Origin of the sequence: Spirosoma arboris, from assembly GCF_009754945.1 — a bacterium.
In the GTDB taxonomy this organism is placed as follows: Bacteria; Bacteroidota; Bacteroidia; order Cytophagales; family Spirosomataceae; genus Spirosoma; species Spirosoma arboris.
This window is the reverse complement of record NZ_WPIN01000007.1, coordinates 270,646-286,634: the sequence shown is the minus strand read 5'-3', so window position 1 is coordinate 286,634 and position 15,989 is coordinate 270,646. Positions and strand designations below refer to the sequence as shown.

The 15,989-nt window shown below is 44.8% G+C and carries 15 protein-coding genes; 6 read left to right on the top strand and 9 right to left on the bottom strand.

Annotated elements, in window-relative coordinates; genetic code table 11:
• Positions 1 to 42 precede the first annotated feature (42 nt).
• Positions 43 to 1,254, top strand: coding sequence for a DNA polymerase Y family protein (locus tag GO755_RS20140; protein WP_262887016.1), 1,212 nt, complete (start codon positions 43 to 45; stop codon positions 1,252 to 1,254).
• 61 nt (positions 1,255 to 1,315) lie between these two features.
• On the opposite strand, the gene GO755_RS20135 is transcribed toward GO755_RS20140, so the two are convergent.
• A complete protein-coding gene (locus tag GO755_RS20135) occupies positions 1,316 to 2,176 on the bottom strand; it encodes a pirin family protein (RefSeq protein WP_157587090.1) in 861 nt (286 codons plus the stop codon).
• A 54-nt stretch (positions 2,177 to 2,230) separates the two neighbouring features.
• Entirely contained in the window at positions 2,231 to 3,046 is an 816-nt protein-coding gene (locus GO755_RS20130) for an Fpg/Nei family DNA glycosylase (RefSeq protein ID WP_157587089.1), read from the bottom strand.
• Between the two features lie 380 nt (positions 3,047 to 3,426).
• On the opposite strand from GO755_RS20130, the gene GO755_RS20125 reads away from it, so the two are divergent.
• Positions 3,427 to 4,374 carry a hypothetical protein gene (locus tag GO755_RS20125; protein WP_157587088.1) on the top strand — a complete coding sequence of 316 codons (948 nt, stop codon included), beginning with the start codon at positions 3,427 to 3,429 and terminating at the stop codon, positions 4,372 to 4,374.
• Positions 4,375 to 4,454: 80 nt separating this feature from the next.
• Here GO755_RS20125 and GO755_RS20120 read toward each other — a convergent pair whose 3' ends face one another.
• The 5 genes from GO755_RS20120 to GO755_RS20100 form a co-directional block, all read right to left on the bottom strand.
• Positions 4,455 to 4,892: a hypothetical protein gene (locus GO755_RS20120; protein ID WP_157587087.1), complete on the bottom strand. Its 438-nt coding sequence runs from the start codon at positions 4,890 to 4,892 to the stop codon at positions 4,455 to 4,457.
• Positions 4,892 to 5,761, bottom strand: a complete 870-nt coding sequence (locus tag GO755_RS20115; RefSeq protein WP_157587086.1) for a transglutaminase domain-containing protein — start codon at positions 5,759 to 5,761, stop codon at positions 4,892 to 4,894. Before GO755_RS20115 ends, GO755_RS20120 begins: the two co-directional genes overlap by 1 nt.
• 136 nt (positions 5,762 to 5,897) lie before the next feature.
• Positions 5,898 to 7,520: an OmpA family protein gene (locus GO755_RS20110; RefSeq protein ID WP_157587085.1), complete on the bottom strand. Its 1,623-nt coding sequence runs from the start codon at positions 7,518 to 7,520 to the stop codon at positions 5,898 to 5,900.
• Between the two features lie 209 nt (positions 7,521 to 7,729).
• Complete coding sequence (locus tag GO755_RS20105) at positions 7,730 to 10,021, bottom strand: ATP-dependent helicase (protein ID WP_157587084.1); 2,292 nt, start codon at positions 10,019 to 10,021, stop codon at positions 7,730 to 7,732.
• A gap of 118 nt (positions 10,022 to 10,139) precedes the next feature.
• Positions 10,140 to 10,580: a hypothetical protein gene (locus tag GO755_RS20100; RefSeq protein WP_157587083.1), complete on the bottom strand. Its 441-nt coding sequence runs from the start codon at positions 10,578 to 10,580 to the stop codon at positions 10,140 to 10,142.
• 164 nt (positions 10,581 to 10,744) lie between these two features.
• Here GO755_RS20100 and GO755_RS20095 point away from each other — a divergent pair, with 164 nt between their 5' ends.
• The 3 genes from GO755_RS20095 to GO755_RS20085 all read left to right on the top strand — a co-directional run bounded on the left by GO755_RS20095 (position 10,745) and on the right by GO755_RS20085 (position 13,066).
• Entirely contained in the window at positions 10,745 to 11,317 is a 573-nt protein-coding gene (locus tag GO755_RS20095) for an RNA polymerase sigma factor (RefSeq protein WP_157587243.1), read from the top strand.
• 74 nt (positions 11,318 to 11,391) lie between these two features.
• Positions 11,392 to 12,015 (top strand): hypothetical protein, encoded by a 624-nt coding sequence (locus tag GO755_RS20090; RefSeq protein ID WP_157587082.1) that lies wholly within the window; start codon positions 11,392 to 11,394, stop codon positions 12,013 to 12,015.
• Positions 11,996 to 13,066: a DUF4097 family beta strand repeat-containing protein gene (locus GO755_RS20085; protein WP_157587081.1), complete on the top strand. Its 1,071-nt coding sequence runs from the start codon at positions 11,996 to 11,998 to the stop codon at positions 13,064 to 13,066. Before GO755_RS20090 ends, GO755_RS20085 begins: the two co-directional genes overlap by 20 nt.
• On the opposite strand, the gene GO755_RS20080 is transcribed toward GO755_RS20085, so the two are convergent.
• Both GO755_RS20080 and tpiA read right to left on the bottom strand, forming a co-directional pair.
• On the bottom strand, positions 13,059 to 13,565 hold the full coding sequence (locus GO755_RS20080; protein WP_157587080.1) for a cupin domain-containing protein: 507 nt from the start codon (positions 13,563 to 13,565) through the stop codon (positions 13,059 to 13,061). The genes GO755_RS20085 and GO755_RS20080 overlap by 8 nt on opposite strands.
• A gap of 106 nt (positions 13,566 to 13,671) precedes the next feature.
• Positions 13,672 to 14,436: a triose-phosphate isomerase gene (gene tpiA, locus GO755_RS20075; RefSeq protein WP_157587079.1), complete on the bottom strand. Its 765-nt coding sequence runs from the start codon at positions 14,434 to 14,436 to the stop codon at positions 13,672 to 13,674.
• Positions 14,437 to 14,674: 238 nt separating this feature from the next.
• Between tpiA and GO755_RS20070 the strand changes: the two genes are divergently transcribed.
• Positions 14,675 to 15,937 (top strand): aspartyl protease family protein, encoded by a 1,263-nt coding sequence (locus GO755_RS20070; protein WP_157587078.1) that lies wholly within the window; start codon positions 14,675 to 14,677, stop codon positions 15,935 to 15,937.
• Positions 15,938 to 15,989: the final 52 nt, after the last annotated feature.

Sequence of the window (15,989 nt, the reverse complement as noted above, 5' to 3'; positions counted from 1 at the left end):
CGTCTTAGTACACATACTAGCCCAAACGTGCTATTTATTGATATGAATAGTTTTTTCGCGTCCTGCGAGCAACAGGATAATTATTGGTTGCGGGGACGACCTGTTGGGGTATGTGTGTATACAGGTCGGCAAGGATGTGTTATTGCGCCTTCAATAGAGGCTAAGGTGAAAGGGGTAAAGACGGGTATGCGTCTGGATCAGGCTATTACTCTCTGCCCAGATTTAGTCCCTGTTGAAACGCATCCTAATCGGTATCGAGAATATCATGTTAAGATTGTCGAGATACTTCGGTCGTTTTCAGATGATGTTGTGCCAAAAAGTATTGATGAAGCCGTAGTGGATTTGACGAATTACCAGCTGGTTTACAAAGACATGCGACAAATAGCTTTAGCTATTAAACAGGCCATCAAAGAAAAGGTGGGCGATTGGTTTCGCTGTTCAATTGGTATTGCTCCGAATGTATTTCTGGCCAAACTGGCCTCGAATATGCAGAAACCTGATGGCCTGACAATAATCACTCCCGAAACGATTGATGATGTACTTAGTTCATTAATCCTTACGGATCTGCCCGGAATAGGCCATCGTATGGCTGACCGATTAAAAGCAGGAGGTGTTCACACACCACTAGATCTGCGCTATGCCTCCCCCGAACATTTACGGGCTGTCTGCAAAAGTATTGTTGGCTGGCATTGGCATTTACGGCTTAATTTCGGAGGGGAGGTTGATTTATCGACGAATGATGAACTTAAAAGTATGTCAGCTATGCGGACGATCTCAACAGAGCAAAGGCAAACGTCCGAACGCTTGCATGAGCTTTTGCAATCGCTCTGCCTAACGCTCGAACGGCGAATGGTTAAGAAAGGTATCTTTTGCCAGGATATGTCGTTTTCATGCCGATATCATACTGGCAAAACGTATAATTATGAAGTACATTTTCCCGACCCTAAACAGGACGGGCCTGAACTATATCATATAATTCGGGAGCGATTAGAAAAATTTCAGGCAGCTCACCGCTGTGAGCCCGTTTTGAACGAGCACCTGCGAAGTATGTCTGTGGTTGTTTTCCGGTTTATCCCTGCTGAAGTTGTGCCGCTGAGCCTGTTCGATAATGACACCCGTAAAAATAAACTCCGTAAAACGCTTTATGACCTTAAAACGAAATTTGGCGCCGACAAGCTTGTTCGGGCAACCGAACTACGCGACAATCCCATTTATCGGGATGTAATTGGCTTTGGAAACATCAAGGATTTATGAATTAAGTAATAAGTTGCCAAGTGATCAGGAATTTACCACTTGGCAACTTACTACTTACAACTTAATTCAAAACGCCCATTCGCCCATTCTGAAAATCTTCAAACGCTTCCAGAATTTCTTCACGGGTATTCATCACAAATGGCCCATAAACTGCCAGCGGTTCATGAATAGGCTCGCCAGCTAGAATGAGCAACTTTGCGTCTGTAGACGTCGACAATGTAATCGTAGCACCATCGGTATTCGTGAGCGCAATTTGACCACGATCAATAGACTCGCCATTAAGATTGGCTGAACCACTCAGTACGTAGACCATTAATGAATAGTCATTAGGAATGGTAAGCGTTTCCGACTGCCCGTTTGTCAGCGTCAAGTCAGCTACTACAATCGGACTAAACGTGCTGGCTGGACCATGTAAGCCTGCTAATTCGCCTGCAATAACACGCAGTTTCCCCCCATTAGATAAGGTTGCCGTTTGAATTTTCGACGCGGCAATGTCCTGGTATTTAGGCGGACTCTTTTTGTCTTTGGCAGGCAGATTGACCCACAACTGCACAAAATCTAGTTGACCGCCCTGACGGGAAAACTCTTTCTCATGTTTTTCTTCGTGGATAATACCCGATGCAGCTGTCATCCATTGTACATCACCTGCAAAGAGCTTACCATAGTTTCCGGCGGAGTCGCGATGTTCGAGTGCGCCTTCGTATACAATCGTGACGGTTTCAAATCCTCTATGTGGATGTTGGTCGACACCTTTAGGTCGATTTGAAGGCTTTACCTGCATAGGGCCATGATGGTCCAAAAGTAAAAATGGATTGAAAGGCCTTGATCCTTGTGGGTGAAATGCATTTAAACCTATAAAACCATCCCCAACACTATTAGGAGTAGCAGTACGTATATCAGAAATTGTTCGTTGTGTTCCCATAATTCATGTAGATACATTTAATACAATAACAAGATTGTATTTGTGCAAGTTCATTCATACGACCTGCTCCTTGGGACAAAAGAAAGTTGTGCGGCCGCCCACTTCCGAACGTTCGATACGAGTACCACAGCGAGGACAAAATTTATGAGCTTCCACATCGTCGTAGGGAGAGTTATCCCACTCTCGCACGTGAATTAGAAAACTGTTTGGGAAGTCTCGATAGGTAGCCTCATAACGAATGGCTGTTTCTAGCACCAGTCGGATGGCCTTGTGCAGTTGGTCGAACTGGATAGCAGTAAGCGTGTTGGCACGTTGTTCTGGATGAATATAAGCCTGAAACAATACCTCATCAACAATCCAGTTGCCCAGGCCAGCCACAACATGTTGATCAAGCAAAACAGGCTTTATAAATGCCTTCTTAGGTTGAATCTGCCTGATAAGGTCTTCTAATGAAATAACAAGGCCATCTTCGCCAATTTTTTTTCGTTTGAGAAAGGCATCAATATCATCTATCAGACCCACTCGCTCAAATTTTCGAGGGCATAAGAAACCAAGGTTGAACCCATTTGTAAACTCAAATACGATTCGGGCAAATCGCGGACGATCGAGCGAAGCATGGTAATAGTCTAAATCGCCGGTCATGCCGAAATGCATATGGACTATCACATCGGGTGCGTCGGTTAGCACAAATAGATTCTTTCCGACCCGATGTGTACCGACAAACTGCCGCCCAGTTAGCGTATTGATCAGTGTACTGTACTCTGTTGTAAGCAGTTTTTTGTCCTCGACCTCAATGTGAGCGATGACTTGATGAAGCGATGAGGTTTCGAGATACTGTCGCCTGATTTCGACCTCGGGAAGTTCTGGCATTGTTGAGGATTTTTACTAATAACTAGCTGGGGTTCGGGTTGTTATTGATAAAGAGACACCAAATGCAGAATGGCTGACCTCATAGGAGTCAAATAGAATATTTATCTTACGGTCTATCTTGTTGATAATCATTGCCTAGTTTTGTGCTTTAGGCTAGGTAGTTAAAAAACCTTTTTCAAGTGTTACCAGTTGTGGAGTACAATAGGTCGCAATAATCCGGCGTTCCGTTAGTATTGTTCGGAGGGTAAATTATAATTTTCATAGTCGAATTTTATTTTCTTAATCAACACCGATATCGGATGTAACAACCTCTACACAACCGCGAAAGCGGCTTTTTTGACAAGTTTGTGCATGTTTAATCGTTAAACTGAAAATTTGAAATGGAAAATAATTCGCAAAAGCCAAAAGCAAATGGCGCTCTCCTAGCCGCCCTGATTATTATGACAGGTTTAGCAGGAGTATCAAGTTATCTGTATTTCGATCAGAAAAAAGTTTCTGAAAATCAGGAAGTGACTATATCTGAACGTGTCGAAGAATTGTCTACGACTCGTGTCAAACTGGATTCTATTTCGACCGCCTTGGACGCTAAAATTGCCGAGGTACAAAAACTAGGTGGTGACGTTTCGGAGTTAGAAAAAATGAAAGCGCAGTTGGAAGCTGATAAAGCGACTCTGAAAAAAGGTAATCGCATTTCCATCGCGAAATACGAATCTAAGATTAAGCAATATGAAGCGTTTCTGGTTGAAAAAGACACGCTTATTGCTAATCTACAACGCGAAAACGTAACCTTGGCCACCAATGTAAAAGCGTTGGATGAAGAAAATTCGGGTCTGAAAGTGAAAGGACAACAATTCCGTGATTCGGTAACTACTGTGGTGTCGCAGGTTCAATCGCAGAATCAGGAGTTGAGTACTAAGGTTACTCGTGCCGCAGCATTGAAAGCACAGAACGTAAAAGTATTTGCGGTGAACGCCAAAGGTAAAGTGAAGGACGATGATTCGTACAAAGCCAAGCGTCTGGACAAAATCAAACTGGTTTATACACTGCTGGATAATCCGCTGACGAAAGAAGAGCCGAAGGACGTATTTGTACGCGTACTTGATCCATCGGGTGCAGTTGTGTCAGATATGGCGAATGGTTCAGGTACGTTTACGGTAGATGGGAATGAAACCATTTACACAACCAAGCAAACGGTGAATTACACCAGCAATGGCCAAAACGTTGAACTACTTTATTCGCGCGGCATTCCTTACAAACCAGGTAAATACACGATAGAACTGTATTCGGAAGGTTTCCGCATCGGTTCAGGTGAATTTGCGGTTCGGTAATTGTTTCGCAGATAGACTTCATAAAAAGCGCGGCTTCCAACGAAGTCGCGCTTTTTATGTTATTCATTTTCAGTGTATTATTATTTGACTCCAGCAAAACTTTGCTGGGTTTTCGAATCGGTCTGTATATTGACGCGCAATAGTTTGCCCTGCTTTTCCATGCCACTATCCGTAAAAATTCGGTCGGTTTGCAGCGTACCAATACTAGAGTCGGCTACACGGAGTTGAATCAAATCGGCTTGCCGGCTCAGCTGTATATGCTGGATAGATTGACTGGTTTTTGTCAAGTATTGCGTGTTATAAACTAAGGTTACACTGCTATCCGATTCTGCTTTCAGTTCCGTATAGGGCATTTGCGCTGCTGGAATCGCTACACGTGAAGGATCAAGGTAAACGTTTGTACGGTAGGTTCCAGCAACTTCACCGGCAAGTGTTGGCAGAGTAGGCTGAATGTCTGTTTCATGTTGGCAAGCCGTCATCATTCCTACAAACGCACAGAAAAGCAGTTGCTTTTTCATTATTGATTACTATTTGGATTCATAGACCCCGCCGAGTTAGAAAGCGTTGGAGACTCCTCCATCTTTTTTTCACTTTCATCCGCATCGTTCTGAGCTGTATCTACCCATACCTTCATGTCGTTTAGTTGCATTGGGCCAAATTGGGTTGTAAATGCTACATCTGCGGCATCGCGCCCATAAGCCACTGTAATGCGATTGCCACGTGGCTGCTCCTGAGTTGCATCGAAGGTAAACCAGCGCCCATCTATATAGGCTTCAAACCAGGCATGAAGGTCCATCGGATCAAGTTGGTATAGATAACCAACAACCATACGAGCCGGAATATTTAGGGCACGGCAAAGTGAAATGCCAAGGTGCGTAAAATCGCGACAGACGCCAATTCGACTATTCGCGGTATCTATGGCCGATGTACTGGCATTGCTGGTACCGTATTGATAGGTAATATTTTCGTGAATCCACTTGCGTATGGCTTCCGCCTGATCGTACCCAGCCTCTACATTCTTCGTAATATCACTGGCCAGGTTGCCTAGTTGGTCTGATTGGCAATAGCGACTTGGTAAGGTATAATGAAGTACATCGTCGGGTAAGTCTTCAACAGGCGTATAAGGTGCACCGGGAGCTACATCAATTAAATCGGCAGTTTGAACCGTTGCCGAAAAATGAATTGAAAATGGACCTTCTGGAGCTACTACTCGCTGACAGAGATTGCCATACATATCCGTAAATTCGGTTACGTTGACAGCGGGGGTAATCTGGTACTCTTCCCGAATGATCCATTGGCCAGCACCTGAGCGCGGACGGAGCATTAAAACTAAAGGTGTTGGTGTCTGCGCTTGAAAAGAGAGTTCGCAGCCAGCGTTGAGTTGCATATCGTGTTCGTAAGTGAAGAATGTTTTGGAGGTAAGCTGATAATAGCACAGCTTGTCTTATCAGTAAACAGCAGATGGCTACTGTATGTTAGCTGATAAGACAACAAAAATCATAGGTGTGTATTTCTACCTGAAATTACTTCTTCACAATCACAAACTCTACCCGACGGTTTCGTTGACGTCCTTCTTCTGTATCATTTGTGGCAATGGGTTTCGTCTCGCCCAAACCTTTGCTGGCAATGCGATCGGGTTCTATCCCTTTGCTAATGAAGTATTCACGAACAGCGTCGGCCCGATCCTGTGAGAGCTTGTTATTGATCTCATTAGAACCTGTATTGTCTGTATGACCACGGACTTCGATAGTCATTTTAGGCATGTCGTTCAACGTCGTTACTAATCGGTCGAGTTCAGGACCAGACTCTGGGCGGAGTTCTGCTTTGCCTACATCGAAGAAGATGTTGTTCAAAGGTATGACTGTCCCTTCCGTGATTGCTCCCATTTTGAGTTCCTGCCCTTTTATTTCCTGGAAACCTCTGGCCTGAGTTAAATCAATATTAGTCCCTATCGCAATAAAGTCTTTAGCAATAGCCCGCATCGTGTATTTCTGCCCATAAGGCAGTATAATTTTGTACTCGCCTGTGACCGGATCAGATGTAGCCTCGCCAGCTTCAGTTCCATCAGGAAGAGTCTGATAGACAATCCGGGCCTCGATTGGCTTTCCTGTGGTCTGATCAATTACCTTTCCACTAATAAGCACTACAGGATCAGGTCGCGTCACATCAGATTTGTTGGCGAGGTCATCACCTCCCCCTCCAACTTTACCTGGCTGGTTGGTTGGGCGATCGTCGCTAAGTTTAACCCGTACAATGTCACCTTTGCCAAGAGTATTTTTAAACGTAGTCAAGTAAGCATAATCGCCCGAAGCTGCCAGTGTATAATAAGCATCATATCCATCTGTATTCACTTTGGGACCAAGGTTAACGGGTTTCGACCAGTGTTTCCAGGTTTTGTCAACGCGCTTACAAACATAAATGTCATTACTACCCAGACCACCTTCCCGATTACTCGAGAAATAAAGTGTAGCGCCATCAGGAGCTAGAAACGGCGTTGTTTCCGTGAACTTGGTATTCACTTCGGGACCAAGTTCCATTGGCTTTGTCCACGAACCGTCTTTCTGCCGAAAACTAACATAGATATCATCCTCTTTGCTGTTTTTCTTCTCGCTGAAAGCCATAAGCAACACTTTCCCATCTGCCGACATAAACCCGCAATCGAACTGCCCTTTGCTCATATTGACGTAGTTCGGAATATCCATCTTCTGCGGGGGAGACCATCCACTGGCAGTTTTCTTGCTCAGGGAAAATCCACGAGTTTCGTAATTTCCATTGTTGTACTGCCCTTTGATAAGCATCGTCTGACCATCAGGCGTTATACTATAGGCACAATTGTACTCGTCTTTATTGAGCGGGAAACCCATTCGTCGGCCAGGCCCCCATTTGCCGCTGGCGGCATCAAGGTCGGAGTACCAAATATCCTGGCTGCCTTTGACGCCATGTGTATTGTTAGGATGACTAATACGGGCGTAATATAAGGTCTTTCCGTCCGGTGAAATCATCGGATTAATCTCGTTGTATTCCGAATTGACCTGATTGCCAAGATTTTCGACTTTAGCGCCGGTTGAATCTGGCTTAGGTTGGGCACTCGTAAACAGCGGGGTAAGTAGGAGCAAACAGGCAGTAAAGGTGCCGAGGGCATTCATGGATCGTACGCGGGATAGTAAGATGCTTTGAAGAAGAACGATGGAGAGAGAGAATTTTGTATTTGAGATTAAAGTCTCTATTCGTCAGCTCAATCAATTATCAATCCAAATTAGATATACTTAGATTGATAATTGATCGATCTTATCTGACCTTTCAAATCACGAAAATCATTTAAATCCAATAAATCCCGCCGGGCCGCCGAAGCGGTTCAGACAACCCGCAATTTCGCGAAGCTCAGGAGCAGTACCTTTTCTCCAACCTGCTCGAACTGGATGGTCGCTTTCCGCTCTGTTCCATTAACCTCTACGTTCTTAACTGTGCCAAAACCAAATTTCGCATGTTCAACGCGTTGACCAGAGGCTAGTGTGGCTGTGCTGGTAGGAGCAAAGTCGGGCGATGGGGTATGAGCTGCCGCTTGTTGAGGAGTCTGTCTTTGGGCCGTTTTCTGCGCGAGTGATCGTACAAAGGCCATTGAGCCAGTTGACGTACTTTCACTCCGATCACGCTCGGGCCGGTCGAAATCTATTCGGCTTGGCGCAGAGCGCTGTTTCGACACTTTCATGTATTTCTGATCGATTTCCATCAGAAACCGGCTTGGCTCACACATCTTTAACCGACCGTAATGGTAGCGGGTCTCAGCGTAGGAGATCGTCAGTCGCTTTTCGGCACGGGTAATTGCTACGTAAAACAGCCGCCGTTCTTCTTCCAGGTCATTCCGACTTTCTAGCATCATCTGGCTAGGAAAAAGGTCTTCTTCCAACCCGACGATATGCACGTTTTTGAACTCCAGCCCTTTAGCCGAGTGGATAGTCATCAACGTTATTCGGTCATTGTCGCCGTCGTCTTCCTTCTCATCGGCAGTAGTAAGTAACGATACCGATTGTAGAAACGCGCTAAGACTCTTGTCTTCATTGTCTGGATTATCGACGAACTCCTTAATGGCGTTCAGTAATTCCTGCACGTTTTCGTATCGAGCCAGCCCTTCCACCGTTTTGTCGTCGTATAGCTCTTTCAGTAGCCCAGACGTTTTGGCAATGTGAGAGGCCACTTCAAAGGCATCTTTCTGATCGAGTAGCAGTTTGAAACTCTTAATCAAAGTGGCAAAACCTTCAATGGCAAAAGACGCCCTACCCGCAACGTGCTTCGTGATGTCGGCTACAATCTCCCAGACAGAATCCTGTTTTTCAGCCGCTATGACGCTGATTTTGGCAACAGTCGTGTCGCCGATGCCGCGTTTGGGCAAGTTGATAATACGCTTGAATGCTTCTTCGTCCTGCTGGTTTACCGTGAAGCGCAGATAAGCAATCAGGTCTTTAATTTCCTTGCGCTGGTAGAATGACAAGCCCCCAATGATGCGATATTTAAGACTCACTTTGCGTAGCGCTTCCTCAAATGCCCGTGACTGGGCATTGGTACGATACAGAATCGCAAAATCGTTGTTAACCAGCGACTCGTTCATCTTAGCTTCAAAAATGGCTGATGCTACCAGGCGCCCTTCTTCGTTATCTGACGAAGCTTTAATCACGTCGATCAGCGGTCCTTCTTCGTTGGACGTAAAGACGTGCTTTTCCAACTGATTTTTGTTGCGGGCGATAATGGAGTTTGCTGCCTGTACAATGGTGTTCGTAGACCGGTAATTCTCTTCCAGTTTTACGATTTTGACGTTTTCTTTGCCATAGTCGCGCTGGAAATTCAGGATGTTCTCGATGTTGGCTCCCCGAAACGCGTAAATACTCTGGGCATCATCACCCACAATGCATATGTTCTGGTGAACGGCTGCCAGTTTACGCGTGATGAGGTATTGCGAAACGTTGGTATCCTGAAATTCATCGACCATCACGTATTGAAACTTATGCTGGTACTTATTCAGGATGTCTAAATGATCGCGGAACAATACATTGGTATTGAACAGCAGATCGTCGAAATCCATAGCGTTGGCTGCGAAGCATCGAAGAGCGTACTGTTGGTAAATCTTGCCAATATGCGGCATTCGCGCCGACTCATCATCGGCCAGAATCACCGAATTGTTGAGGTAGTCATCTGGCCCAATAAGTCGGTTTTTAGCGCCTGAAATCCGGCTAAAAACGCTGTTGACGCGATATACCTTGTCATCCAGCGCCATTTCTTTAATAATACTCCGTAGAAGCGACTTTGAGTCGTCGCTATCGTAAATGGAGAAATTACTAGTATAGCCAATCGCTTTGGCTTCGATGCGTAAAATCTTGGCAAATACGGAGTGAAACGTACCCATCCAGATGTTTCGTGCTTCGGTACCAACGACCTTTTCAATCCGATGGCGCATTTCGCCAGCGGCCTTGTTCGTAAAAGTCAGTGACAAAATCCGAAAGGGATCAACACCATTGTCGATAAGATGGGCAATCCGGTACGTCAGCACACGGGTCTTCCCCGAACCGGCACCGGCTATAATCATTAGCGGGCCACTGCCGTGCATAACGGCTTCCCGCTGAGGGTCATTTAATCCAGAAATATAATCAACCATTCCGCTCGTTTCTCTTCCTTCTATAACAAGTAAAAGTAGGAAAAAATTTGGTAGGGCAGGCAGGAACGTACCTGCAACTGGTGGGAGCCTACGACTCTATAATCTGAGGAGTCAGGTATTATAACATCGGGCCTAAATCAATGCCCATTACTTCCGAAACCGATGAGGCTGTTGCTACACCGCCGTCGCCTTTGCGATAACGCAGCCATTCGTGGGTTTTGTAATTATAGACAAACCCTTCCAGAATCCCGTAGTCGTCATCTTCAATGAGTCTAATAACCTTACGTAAATCAGTCCTAAAACCACGATTTGTACACACCTCAATAATAACACGAGTTTGTTCGGTTTTCTCTTCAAACAGAATTACATCGGGTACTGGATAGCCTGGCCCTTCATCTAATGGCGTTTCAGGAAGTGGAATAAGGCCTATCGTCTGTTTATGATAATATAAAAGACCTAGTTCACATGTCAGTTTGCTAATGATGCGCTGATGATCATAAGGCGAATTGGCTCCATCATCATGAACCATAAATGGCGGATTATATTTTTGTTCGTACATGATCAATCGTGTAAATTGTGTGTTTATACACAGAAAAACGGCATTTAGAGCGAGGAGATGCAAAAACGCGTAATTTTTCTAAATTATTGTGCAACATCTTCAACTTTCCTGCATCTTTCTCCTGATTGCAATCTAACTTAAACGATAACGAGACGCTGAACCTGTTGGAATCGAACCGAACCGTCGGACCGCCGTACCCTGACCGTCATGCCGAATTGGTCAAACGCTGCCAACAGGGAGAGCGACGGGCTCAGTATGAGCTTTACCAACACTATGTGAAGGCGATGTATAACGTCTGCCTTCGGATTCTGAATCACGAAGCCGAAGCCGAAGATGTTTTACAGGAGGCTTTTATGGATGCGTTTAGCCATATCAACTCCTTTCGGGGGCAGAGTACGTTTGGCGCCTGGTTGAAGCAGATTGTTGTAAACCGATCCATAAACCATCTCCGAAGCCGGCGGTTAGAGTTGGTAGATATAGAGTCGCACCGGTTGGGCGAAGACGATGGTCCTGACTTTGCCGACGCCGAGCCGTATGACGAAGAAGGTGTTCAGTTGGAAGTGGATCGTGTTAGGCGGGCCATGCAATTGCTACCCGAAGGCTATCGGGTTGTTTTATCGCTCTATTTGTTTGAGGGCTATGACCATGAAGAAATAGGTAATGTGTTGAATATTAGCGAAACGACATCAAGAACACAGTACTTACGAGGGAAAAAACGATTGCTGGAACTACTATAATAAGCTTGATCTGCTATTGAATAGACTTATAAATTATCAATACAACGACAACTCTAAAGGAAGTCGACACGAATATGAAAAAGGATAAACTTGAACGCTTTGTACGAGACAACCATGAGGCCTTTGATAAGGAGCCGCCGGTTGATCTATGGAAAAAAATAGAAGCGGGTCTTGACAAATCCAGTTTGGATAAGCCGCAAACTGAACAGGCTGGACTGAACATCGCTTCACCATTTTTAGACGTGCATAAAAACCGTTCGCTGACGAGTGGACGGCAAATTGGCTGGCCTGTGCTCGATTGGCGGGTGGCAGCCTCAATTGCGGTGCTGTTATTGGCAGGTTGTTTTTTCTATATGAACCAGCAATATGGAATGACCAAACAGCCAGAGGTTATAGCGGCCAGTCCAACCTATGCAAAAGAAGTAGTGCATTACACACAGCTAATTGACGATAAGCGCGCTGAACTGAAACAAATGACGGAAGATAATCCCGCTTTGTATCAGGAGTTTGCTACCGATCTTAATCGGTTGGAAAACTCATATAAGTCGCTGAAAGCCGATTTGCCAAAGAATCCGAATCAGGAAATGTTGATTCAGGCCATGATTCAGAATCTACAACTCCAGATTAACCTGCTTAATGAACAGTTGCGCGTTATTCAGCGCATTAAACAACAAACCAATGAAACGAGTCCTGTTTAGTATTTTACTATGCCTTAGCCCACTACTCACCTGGGCTGGGGAACCGATTGACGTCGGTGAGTGCGAAAGCTCGGTTGAAAAAAAGAAGACAATCATCAAACTATTCGATGTGGATAGTAAAGATCAATTGATTGTTGATAATCAATTTGGTGAAGTATCAATTGCATTATGGGATAAAAACGAAATTCGCGTCCAGATTACAATTGTAGCTAACTCAGATTCCGACGAACGTGTGCAAAAGTTTATAGATGCTGTATCTATTGAAGAAAAGCGGACGGGAGACCAAATTCTCGTTCGGACAAATTTCAGTATGAATAGTATCTCGAACTGGAGCTTAGGAAAATGGAAAGACGGGGGCGAGCGAAATTATGTCAAGATAAATTATGAGGTAACAATGCCTCGACAGAACGCATTAACCGTTCGAAATAAGTTTGGCAATACCAATATCCCTTCGTTTCAGGCTCAATTAACCGTATACAGTCGTCATGGGAATTTTAATGCCGACCAATTAACAGGTAGTCGTAATGACATTGATGTCGCTTATGGCAAAGCAGATATCCGGAATTTTGGTCAGGGGAAAGTTGACATGGCATATGGTGATCTTGAACTCTCTCGGGCTAGTGTGCTGGTGCTAACTAACAAATTCAGCAAGATGAGTATTGGCGATGTTGGTAAGCTAGATGCCGACATTAATTATTCGGGCGCTAAGATTGGCACCTTGCGTGAATCGGGGAAGATTAAAATTGGATTCTCGAGTGGTTTCCGAATTGAGCAGATGCCTAAAACGGTGGATAACGTAGATATTCAGGCTTCTTATTCATCGATAGCCCTACCAATGGATCACAGCAATGATTGCGACTTCGATGTGACGGTTAGCTATGGCAACTTCAGCTATGATTCAGGATCAACGATGCACTTTACGAGTCAGCCGAATGACAATGACAATCACCGAGGTCCTCGCCTGACAAAGCAGTACATCGGTAAAATTGGCAGTGGATCAGGTACCAAAGTGAAAGTGGTATCTAAATTTGGGAACGTGAATTTTAAGTAGTGAGCAGCTCAATTACCGCACGATGTTGAGGAAACTCTTGCAATAAAATACCCCGATCTGCGATCTCGAAATCGTTGAAATCAAAGCCAGGTGCCACTGTGCAGCCAACTAAGGAAAAACTAGGGCCTTCAGGAGTCAGGATAGGCTTTGACCCAAACCAGCACCCCGCTGGAACAACTGCCTGAAATACTTCGCCCTGATTTAAGCGATTGCCTAGCCGAATTACGGTCAACGCTCCAGTTGGTGAAATAACGAAAATCTCCAGTGGGCCACCCGCATAGAAATGCCATACTTCGTCGGACTGGATACGATGGAGCGTCGAGATATGATGATTCTCGAGCAGAAAGTAAATGGCAGTACTAAACGACCGATCTCCACCAAATCGATTGGGCAGTGCAGCCTTCGAAATACTTTCGGCAGAACGATACATTTCTGCAAAATAGCCACCCTCGGGGTGAGGTTGCATGTTGAGCAGTCGAACGTAGTCAGCAGCGGTCATGGTTAATGTGGAAAGGGTGAAGTAGGTGTAATGAGTGAAGTAAGTAGAGTGAGTACACTAGCTGTCTACACTTACTGCACTCACTACACCTACTTCACTCACTTAGTTATTGAGCTGCTTTCACAACTGTTAAGAAATCTGCTGCTTTGAGTGAAGCACCACCAATCAGTCCACCATCTACGTCAGGTCGGGCGAAAAGTTCAGCTGCGTTTTGGGCATTGGCGCTACCGCCGTATAGTATTGACGTATCCTGAGCGACAGTATCGCCATACTGACCGGCAATGTGCTGGCGCAATTCAAAGTGCATATCCTGAGCCTGCGCCGAGGAAGCTGTTAGTCCTGTACCAATGGCCCAGATAGGTTCGTAAGCAATAACTACCTTGCCAAATGATTCGGCCGAGAGGTGGAATAGGCTTTCTGTAAGTTGATCTTTTACAAAGCCAATGTAATCACCATTTTCTCGGAGATCGCGTGACTCGCCACAGCAGAAGATTGGCACAAGACCATTTTGGAGAACGATATTCACTTTTTCGGCTAGTTGGGCATTCGTTTCACCGAAATACTGCCGACGTTCGCTGTGGCCGAGAATAACATACTCAATGCCAATAGATTGCAGCATAGGTGCCGAAATTTCACCGGTATAAGCACCCGACGCTTTCTCATGGCAGTTCTGTGCGCCAATTGACACCTTACCGCCTGGGGTTAACTGCTGTTGCGCTGAAGCCAGATAAAGCGAGGGCGTGCATAGTACGACCTTCACATCTCCCGTGACTTCGTCTTTAACCATATTGATTACCTCCGACAATAAGGCTTGTGCTTCGTCGGCTGTTTTATTCATTTTCCAGTTGCCAGCAATAATTTTCTTCCGCATAATAAATTAGTAAGGTGTTCAAAATCAGTTTTCTGAATCAAACGAACGGCTGATTCGTTTCGTAATCCCGGCGAAATTAGGAGTTTTAAACCGAACGAGTTGTTTGTATGCGCGCTAAATTTTGTAGCAGCCCTTATATGCTTGTTTTACCATTTATAACCGACAAAAACCAATCGCTAACTTATTGTGTTATTTAAATAAAAAAATGCGTAATTTTAATTTGATAAAATAAAGCTACATGAAAACGCTGATACTGGCCTTTGGACTGTTACTGTCCTGTCTGGCTGCACGAGGAGATGATCCTCAACGCACGCCTGACAAGGATAGATACGGCTTTTTTCTTGCCGGAAATCGTACCTGGACTCGCATTCCATTTCAACTTCATTCGAATCTGATCGTTGTTCCTGTGCGGGTTAATGAATCAGATACTCTATATTTTATTCTGGATACAGGAGTTAGTAACACGATTATTACTGACCCAACCGCGTTGCAGAAAAGGCCTCTTAACCTAACCCGAAAAGTCAAAATTAGTGGGGCTGGCGAAGGGGGTAGCTTAACGGCTTCTATTGCCATTAACAATACCTTGACCATGGGAGGACTGAAGGCATCTCACCACAACTTGGTTATTTTAGATGAGGATCTGCTTAAACTGTCTGAGTACGTTGGAACGCCAGTTCACGGAATTTTTGGCTATGAAATCTTCGCTAATTTTGTCGTAAACGTCGATTTTCAGCGTCGGGAGCTTGTGATTATGCGGCCCGAAAAATATAAGTACCGTAAGCACAAAGGCGATCGATATCCTATCACAATTCAGGATACAAAGGCTTATACAGATGCCCTTTCGGTGTTTGACGGTCAAAAAACGCTGCCTTTGCGCGTGGTTCTGGATACAGGTGCAGGCCATGCGCTGCTACTCGATCGATCCCGTAGTACGGCGTCAATGCCGATTCCTGAAAAAAATATTCGGGCACAATTAGGAAGAGGATTGAACGGAGTTATTAACGGCAGTTTAGGACGGATTCAGAAAATTCGGTTTGGCCGCTATGAAATGGATAACATCCTGGCTTCATTTCCAGATAGTCTGGGATTTGGGATGAAGTTGGTGAATATGCCCGAACGACAGGGTAATGTAGGCTGTGAACTACTGCGTCGGTTCAATGTTACATTCAATTATCCTGACCAATACATTGTTATGAAGCCCATCAAGCGGCTCATGCATGAGAGTTTCGAACACGATATGAGTGGCATGGAGCTTCGAGCTAAGGGTGATAGCTTTCGTAATTATTACGTCGATAAAGTTCTTAAGGACTCTCCAGCAGCTATTGCCGGTCTGGAAGAAGGCGATGAGGTCTTATTTGTCAATAATAGCTCGACGAAAGACTTGTCAATTAGTGATATCTATAAAATATTTCAGAAAGGCGAAGGCAAAGAAGTATCTGTATTGGCCCGACGAAATGGTCAGTTAGTTGTCGCCCATTTTTTTCTCAAACGATTGATTTAATGTAAGTGAAGTGGTTAAAGTAAGTGCAGTTAGTGTAGTAGTCAATTCGCAA

Coding starts and splice junctions, on each gene's coding strand:
- GO755_RS20140 (WP_262887016.1), top strand. CDS start 43: ATGAATAGTTTTTTCGCGTCCTGCGAGCAACAGGATAATTATTGGTTG.
- GO755_RS20135 (WP_157587090.1), bottom strand. CDS start 2,176: ATGGGAACACAACGAACAATTTCTGATATACGTACTGCTACTCCTAAT.
- GO755_RS20130 (WP_157587089.1), bottom strand. CDS start 3,046: ATGCCAGAACTTCCCGAGGTCGAAATCAGGCGACAGTATCTCGAAACC.
- GO755_RS20125 (WP_157587088.1), top strand. CDS start 3,427: ATGGAAAATAATTCGCAAAAGCCAAAAGCAAATGGCGCTCTCCTAGCC.
- GO755_RS20120 (WP_157587087.1), bottom strand. CDS start 4,892: ATGAAAAAGCAACTGCTTTTCTGTGCGTTTGTAGGAATGATGACGGCT.
- GO755_RS20115 (WP_157587086.1), bottom strand. CDS start 5,761: ATGCAACTCAACGCTGGCTGCGAACTCTCTTTTCAAGCGCAGACACCA.
- GO755_RS20110 (WP_157587085.1), bottom strand. CDS start 7,520: ATGAATGCCCTCGGCACCTTTACTGCCTGTTTGCTCCTACTTACCCCG.
- GO755_RS20105 (WP_157587084.1), bottom strand. CDS start 10,021: ATGGTTGATTATATTTCTGGATTAAATGACCCTCAGCGGGAAGCCGTT.
- GO755_RS20100 (WP_157587083.1), bottom strand. CDS start 10,580: ATGTACGAACAAAAATATAATCCGCCATTTATGGTTCATGATGATGGA.
- GO755_RS20090 (WP_157587082.1), top strand. CDS start 11,392: ATGAAAAAGGATAAACTTGAACGCTTTGTACGAGACAACCATGAGGCC.
- GO755_RS20085 (WP_157587081.1), top strand. CDS start 11,996: ATGAAACGAGTCCTGTTTAGTATTTTACTATGCCTTAGCCCACTACTC.
- GO755_RS20080 (WP_157587080.1), bottom strand. CDS start 13,565: ATGACCGCTGCTGACTACGTTCGACTGCTCAACATGCAACCTCACCCC.
- tpiA (WP_157587079.1), bottom strand. CDS start 14,436: ATGCGGAAGAAAATTATTGCTGGCAACTGGAAAATGAATAAAACAGCC.
- GO755_RS20070 (WP_157587078.1), top strand. CDS start 14,675: ATGAAAACGCTGATACTGGCCTTTGGACTGTTACTGTCCTGTCTGGCT.